This window comes from Streptomyces sp. WZ.A104 (genome assembly GCF_002382885.1).
In the GTDB taxonomy this organism is placed as follows: Bacteria; Actinomycetota; Actinomycetes; order Streptomycetales; family Streptomycetaceae; genus Streptomyces.
In genome coordinates, this window is the sequence record NZ_NWVL01000143.1 from 1 (window position 1) to 6,852 (window position 6,852).

Annotated in this window: 4 protein-coding genes; 1 reads left to right on the forward strand and 3 read right to left on the reverse strand. The window is 73.6% G+C overall.

Going from position 1 to position 6,852, the window contains the following annotated elements:
• Window positions 1–512 precede the first annotated feature (512 nt).
• Entirely contained in the window at window positions 513–1,199 is a 687-nt protein-coding gene (locus tag CIB93_RS36430) for a DUF402 domain-containing protein (protein ID WP_096633066.1), read from the reverse strand.
• Window positions 1,200–1,244: 45 nt separating this feature from the next.
• The gene (locus CIB93_RS36435; protein WP_096633067.1) at window positions 1,245–2,660 is read right to left on the reverse strand and encodes an aspartate ammonia-lyase; all 1,416 of its coding nucleotides are present in this window, start codon (window positions 2,658–2,660) and stop codon (window positions 1,245–1,247) included.
• A gap of 106 nt (window positions 2,661–2,766) precedes the next feature.
• Between CIB93_RS36435 and CIB93_RS36440 the strand changes: the two genes are divergently transcribed.
• Window positions 2,767–4,320, forward strand: coding sequence for a ricin-type beta-trefoil lectin domain protein (locus CIB93_RS36440; RefSeq protein ID WP_096633068.1), 1,554 nt, complete (start codon window positions 2,767–2,769; stop codon window positions 4,318–4,320).
• A gap of 63 nt (window positions 4,321–4,383) precedes the next feature.
• Here CIB93_RS36440 and CIB93_RS36445 read toward each other — a convergent pair.
• Window positions 4,384–6,852, reverse strand: a 2,469-nt coding sequence (locus tag CIB93_RS36445) for a non-ribosomal peptide synthetase (RefSeq protein WP_096633069.1), incomplete at its 5' end; no start/stop codon positions are given.

Genomic DNA, 6,852 nt, shown 5'->3' on the forward strand with positions numbered 1-6,852 from the left:
CGGCCGGGCCCGGGATCGCGGCAGCGGCGGCCGCCGCCGCGGCGTCCTGCTGCCGGGGCCGGGTGCGCTCCTGCTGCCGGGCCGCGAGCGGCTGGCGGCCTTCGTGGGAGGTGGGGTGCTCCGTCACGCGTGGGATTCCGTCCGTCCGGGCCGGTTGTATGAGGCAGTCACCTCGTGGGGCGTTACTGTGCCCCGGCAAGCGCGGTAAGAACAACGGCTGTCACCGGATGCCCCCGTACGCGGGGCCGAAACCGAGCGCCGCGGAGTTGGCCGACCGGCGATCCCTCCGGCGGCGGCCGCGGTGACGGGGCAGCGGACGGCGTGCATGTCTCCACCCCCTCGTAGTGGGCCCGGCGACCGCGCGGAACGTCCGGGCCCGTGGCCCGTTCCCTCCGTACGACCGGTGCGATGACTTGTGGTCAGTTCCGGTGTGGTGTCCGCCGGTTGCGGCGTCCGGCCCTGTGCGGGCCCGGTCCTGCCCGCCGGGCCGCCCGAAGGCTGCTTCCAGGGTCTCACGACGGCATATGGGCGGGGGTGCGGTCCCAGTCATCCGGCAGGGGCGGCACCTGCCACCGCGGATCGGGCCGCCAGTGCTCCCAGCCGTCCCGGAACGGCGAGCCCCAGCCCGTGATCACCTCGACCGCCGCCCGGCCCGCCTCCCGGACCCGGGCGGCGGTCTCCCGGTCCATCAGGCCGACGCTCTGCGCCTGGGCGAACTCGTCCTCGTCGAGCCACCTCCAGCTGCGGTCGGGGTTCACCGAGATGTCGAGAAAGTGATCCTCGGAATCCACCCCTCCGGCCCACCGGGTGAGGGGCTCCTCCAGGTTGACGTACCAGTTGCGGAAGATCCATCCCCGGTCCCAGAACAGCCACACCGACCACGGGTCACCGGGCCGGGCGAGCTTCAGCACCCCGGAGCCGAACCAGGTCGAGCGGGCCGTGGTGCGCGGCGCGGTGTAGCGGGTGGCCAGTGGTTCGGCGTGCACCTGCCCGCCGTCGGCCAGCACCGGCCGTACGCATTCGGTGCCGGGCGCCATCCAGACGGCGAGCAGCTCGTCGGTGTCCTGGACGACGGTCACCGGGCGGCAGATGTGGACGGGCGGGGCGTCAGCCGCCCGGTGGGCCCGGCCGTTGTCGCGGTAGCGCCAGAGGATCTGGTCCCCCGGTGCCCAGCGTGCGCACTCTCCCGTACCTGTCATGCAGGGATCTTACGGAGTGCTCCCGCCGGCGCGCTGGGACTCAGGTCACCCGGCCGATCGAGGCCGCGTCATCCGCAGCACGTCCAGCGCCTCGTCGAGCTGTTCCAGGGTCAGATCGCCGCGCTCGACGTAGCCGGAGGAGAGGACCGTCTCGCGGATCGTCGTGCCGTCCTTCAGCGACTTCTTGGCGACCTTGGCCGCCTCCTCGTAGCCGATGTACTTGTTGAGCGGGGTGACCACGGAGGGCGAGGACTCGGCGTAGGCGCGGGCCCGCTCGGCGTCCGCGGTGATGCCGTCGACCGTACGGTCCGCGAGCAGCCGGGAGGCGTTGGCCAGCAGCCGTACGGACTCCAGCAGGTTCTTCGCGATGACCGGGAGCATCACGTTCAGCTCGAAGTTGCCCGCCGCGCCCGCCGTGGCGACCGTCGTGTCGTTGCCTGTGACCTGGGCGGCGACCATCAGGACCGCCTCGGGGATCACCGGGTTGACCTTGCCCGGCATGATCGAGGAGCCGGGCTGGAGGTCGGGCAGCGCGATCTCGGCGAGACCGGTGCGCGGGCCCGAGGCCATCCAGCGCAGATCGTTGGAGATCTTGGTCAGTGAGACGGCGATCGTCCGGAGCTGGCCGGAGGTCTCCACCAGACCGTCCCGTGCGCCCTGCGCCTCGAAGTGGTCGCGGGCCTCGGTGAGCGGGAGCCCGGTGGCGCCCGCGACCTCCGCGATCACGGCGGCCGAGAAGCCCGGCGGGGTGTTGATGCCGGTGCCCACCGCCGTACCGCCGAGCGGCAGTTCGGCGAGCCGGGGCAGCGAGGCGCGCAGCCGCTCCACGCCGTAGCGGATCTGCGCCGCGTAGCCGCCGAACTCCTGGCCGAGGGTGACCGGGGTCGCGTCCATCAGATGCGTACGGCCCGCCTTCACGACCTCCGAGAACTCGGCCGATTTCCGCCCCAGGGATTCCGCCAGGTGGTCCAGGGCGGGGATCAGGTCGGCGGTGACGGCGGCGGTCGCGGCGATGTGGATGGAGGACGGGAAGACGTCGTTGGACGACTGGGAGGCGTTCACATGGTCGTTGGGGTGGACCTCGCGGCCCAGCCGCTCGGAGGCGAGGGTGGCGATCACCTCGTTGGTGTTCATGTTCGAGGAGGTGCCCGAGCCCGTCTGGAAGACGTCGACCGGGAAGTGCTCGTCCCAGCGGCCCGAGGCGACCTCGGCGGCCGCCTCCTGGATCGCGGCCGCGATGTCCGGATCCAGCACCTTCAGTTCGGCGTTGACCTTGGCGGCCGCACCCTTGATACGGGCCAGCGCCTCGATGTGCGCCCGCTCAAGACGCTGCCCGGAGACGGGGAAGTTCTCCACGGCCCGCTGGGTCTGCGCGCGCCACTTGGCGTGCGCGGGGACCTTCACCTCACCCATCGAGTCGTGCTCGATCCGGAACCCGTCGGTACCTGACGTGTCGACCATGGTGTTTAAACCTCCTGAAAAAGATGAGCACTTGTCTTGTTCTATCTATTCCCAAGTCGCCTACCGGCCAGTAAATACCGGGGGTAACCACTCACCGGGAGGCGCAATGAGGCGCACCAGCAACAGACTTCGAAGGCTCGGAAGCCTTCGCCGGCTCCGCTGTACGGTCGCCGCCGCCGTCGCTCTCGCGGCGGCGGTCGGCGGTATGGCGGCCGCCGGGCCCGCGGGCGCGGCGGAGTCGGGTACCAGCTCTATCGCATCCACCCCTCTCCCGCCCGCGCTGGAAGCCGTCCGGGCCGCCGAGGCCACCCAGCTGTACGGCAGCCCCGCCGAGCGACCGCTCGCCGACCGCAAGACCGGCCTGATCTCGCTCGGCGACAGCGAGATCTCCGGCGAGGGCGTCGGCACCTACGACCCCGGCACCAACGGGCCGGACAACTGGTGCCACCGCTCGCCGGAGGCCGCCATCCACCGCACGGGCATCGCGGCGGACGTCACGTACAACGTCTCCTGCTCCGGCGCCTATACCGGGAACATCAGAATCGGCGGAAACAAGCAGTACGCCGACGAGCTGGTCCAGAGCGACAGCCTCGCCATCAAGGCCCGCAACACCCGGATCAAGATGATCGTCCTGGTCGCCGGGGCCAACGACGACCTCCAGTTCGGCCCCGTCATGACCGACTGCGTGGTGCGCTACCTCACCTTCCAGGGCCCCTGCGAGCCCAAGTACGCGGGCGGCTGGCAGGCCCGCGTCGACGCGCTCGTCCCCAAGGTCGAGGCGACCGTCCGCGACCTGCGCACCGTCATGACGGAGGCCGGGTACGCCAACAGCGACTACAAGCTGGTCCTCATGGGCTACCCGAGCCCGATCGGCCCGGACTTCCGCGACAACCCGGACTTCCCCGGCAAGCTCATCTGCGGCGGCATGGGCTACGACTCCGACACCGTCTGGGGCCGCAACACCGCCGTACCCGCCTTTCAGACGGGGATGCGCAGGGCCGCCGCGTCCACCGGCGCCGCCTACCTCGACAACTCCCGGCTCTTCCACGGCCACGAGGTGTGCAGCGAGAGCCCCTGGGCGCGCGGCCTCTACATCAACCTGAGCAAGCCCGGCCTGCCCGACGAGAACTCCGTACGGCAGTCCTTCCACCCCAACGCGGCGGGCCACCGGGCCTTCGCCTCCTGCCTGACCCAGATGTACGACTCCGGGCTGCGCGAGGCGAGCTGCGCCGACCCGGCGAGCACGGGGAACCCGGTGCTCCAGGGCGCGGCCTGGGACGACCTGTTCACCCCGCTGACGAACGAGGCGACCGGCACCTGTGTCGACGTCCCGGCCTCGGTGACCCGCAACGGCACCGCGATCGGCGGCTGGGACTGCCACGGCGGCCGCAACCAGAACTGGTGGTACGACAGCGGCACGCAGACCCTGCGCACCGCGCTCAGCCACGACCGGTGCCTGGACGTGCCCGGCGCGGAGTACGACGCGGGCGCCACGCTCATCGTGTGGAACTGCTCCGGCGCGGCCAACCAGAAGTTCGTCCAGCAGGCGGGCACCCTCCGCCCGGCCGCGGCGACCGGCCTGTGTCTGACGCTGGCGGGGGCCAAGGACCCGCTGAAGCTCCAGACGTGCGACGGCAGCGCGAAGCAGCGCTTCGCGTAGTGGCGGCGTGCGTCACCGCGTGAGCGGGGGCGGTCGCCGTGCCGCGGCCGCCCCCGTGCCGGCTCACGGCTCCCGCGCCAGCGCGTCCGACAGTGCCCCCAGCGTCGGGGTCAGATACAGCTGCCGCAGCCGCACACCGGGCAGCCCGCGCTCCCGGGCGAGCGTGCCGATCCGGATCGCGTACAGCGAGTTGCCGCCCAGGTCCCAGAAGTTGTCGTCCCGGCCGACCTGCTCGACGCCCAGCACCTCCTGCCAGACGGCGGCGAGGGCGGCCGTGGGGCCGCTCTCGCGGGACGCTTCGTGAGACGCCGCGGCCGGGACCCGGTGGGCGGCGGGCGCGGGCAGCCGGGCCTGGTCCAGCTTGCCGTTCGCGGTGAGGGGGAGCGCGGCCAGGACGGTCACCGTCGCGGGCACCATGTGCGCGGGCAGCAGCCGCGCCGCCCGCTCCCGCACGGGCCCGGGGTCCTCGCCCGCGCCCGGCGCCGGGACCACATACGCGTCGATCCGGACCGCCGCCGCGTCCCCCTCCTCGCCGCCGGTCACCGTGACCGCCGCCGCCGACACCGCCGGGTCCTCCAGCAGGACGTGGCGGATCTCCCCGGGCTCGATCCGGAAGCCCCGGACCTTCACCTGGTCATCCATCCGGCCCAGATGCTCCAGGGTCCCGTCGGCCAGCAGCCGCCCCAGGTCGCCGCTGCGGTAGAGCCGCCGCCCCGCCGGGTCCAGGGGGTCGGGCACGAAGCGTTCGGCGGTGAGCGAGGGCCGGTTCAGGTAGCCCAGCGCCACGCCCGCCCCGCCCACGTGGATCTCCCCGGGGGCGCCCGGCGGCACGGGCCGCCCGTACGCGTCCAGGACCCGGACCGACCAGCCGGGCAGCGGCCGCCCCACCGACCGGGAGCCGTCAAGGGCCTGACGGCGGGTCACCGTGGTGGCGGTGGCGTGGACGGTGGTCTCGGTGATCCCGTACATGTTGACCAGGCGGCAGCGGTCCTCGGGGTGCCGGTCGAACCAGTCCAGCAGCGGACGGGCGTCCAGCGGTTCGCCGCCGAGCACCACCAGCCGGACGGCCACCGCCGCCCGCGAGGCCCGGTCGGCCGCCGCGAGCTGGGTGAACGCCGACGGGGTCTGGCTCAGCACGCTCACCCGCTCCCGTACCAGCAGGGCGTGGAAGTCCTCCGGCGAGCGGCTGGTCCAGTGGTCCACGACCACCAGCCGCCCGCCGGTCAGCAGCGCGCCCCAGATCTCCCACACCGAGAAGTCGAACGCGGCCGAGTGGAAGCACGTCCAGGTGTCGTCGCCGGAGAGGCCGAAGTCGTCGCGGACGGCGTCGACCAGGGCGGTGACGTTGGCGTGCGGGACGAGAACACCCTTGGGCCGGCCGGTCGACCCCGAGGTGTGGATGACGTAGGCGGGACAGGCGGCCGCCCGCCTGTCCGCGGCGGGCCGGGGCGGGTGGCCGGTGAGGGCGGCCGGGTCCTCGACGGTCAGCCGCAGCCCCGCGTCCCGCGCGGTGCGCTCCCGCCGGTCCGCCGGATGCTCCGGATCGAGCGGTACGTACACCGCGTCCGCCTTCAGCACGGCGAGCATCGCCGCCACCAGGTCCGTCGAGCGGGGCAGGCAGAGGCCGACGAGATCGCCCGGCCGGACGCCGTGCGCGTGCAGCCCGTCGGCCAACGCCTCCGCACGGGAGTCGAGTTCGGCGTAGGTGAGGGTGGCGGCGCCGCTGGTGAGGGCGGGCGCGTCGGGGCGGGCGGCGACCTGCGCGGCGAAGGCGGCGTCGATGCGGAGGGGAGTGGGGCGCCCGGTGGAATCGGGTGCGCCCAGGGCGAGCCGGGCCGCGCTTTCCGCCGCGCTGAGCGGATCGAGCGCGGAGAGCCGTGTGTCGGGCGGAGCGGTCGCCAACTGCTCCCGCACATACATCACCTGGTGTGCCGGTGCGGGGAGCGGGCCCGGTCCGGTCGGCAGGGTGACGGCCCCGCCTCCGGCGTCCGCCACCAGACCCAGCACGGGCGGCTCCTCGCCCTCGGTCAGGGGGGCGGCCGGTTCCGTGGCGAGCAGGTCCCCGACCGTACGGCCGGGGGACAGGTCCGCCGTGAACACCGCGTATCCGTCGAGCGCGCCCAGCGCGTAGGGGGGCCGGTCCTTCGCCGGTACGGGAACGGCGACCCGCACCGAGGACGCGCCCGTGTACCGCCCGGCCGTCACCGCGAGGGCCGCCGCCAGCCGCCGGGTCGCGTCGTCCAGGTGCGGGTCCGGGGGGAGCGGCCCGTCGAGCGGGGTGACCGTGTCCGGGGCCAGTTCGCCCCGCAGCACCCGGGCGACCAGCCGCAGCGAGTGTGCGTCGAGCGCGCAGGCGTCGGCGGTCAGGACGAGGTCGGGGGCTGGGCGGTGTCCGTGCTCCCCGTCCGCGTACCGCAGCAGCACCGCGCGCAGCCGGTGGCCCGGCGCGACGGGACGGCTCGCCTCGGCCGCGCGGCGGCGGACGGCCGCGTCCGATCCGGCCGGGGCGGGCACCGCCTCCGGCCACAGCCG

Bases quoted from the DNA above. Each gene is read 5' to 3' on its own strand.
- CIB93_RS36430 (WP_096633066.1), bottom strand. From the start codon at position 1,199: ATGACAGGTACGGGAGAGTGCGCACGCTGGGCACCGGGGGACCAGATC.
- CIB93_RS36435 (WP_096633067.1), bottom strand. From the start codon at position 2,660: ATGGTCGACACGTCAGGTACCGACGGGTTCCGGATCGAGCACGACTCG.
- CIB93_RS36440 (WP_096633068.1), top strand. From the start codon at position 2,767: ATGAGGCGCACCAGCAACAGACTTCGAAGGCTCGGAAGCCTTCGCCGG.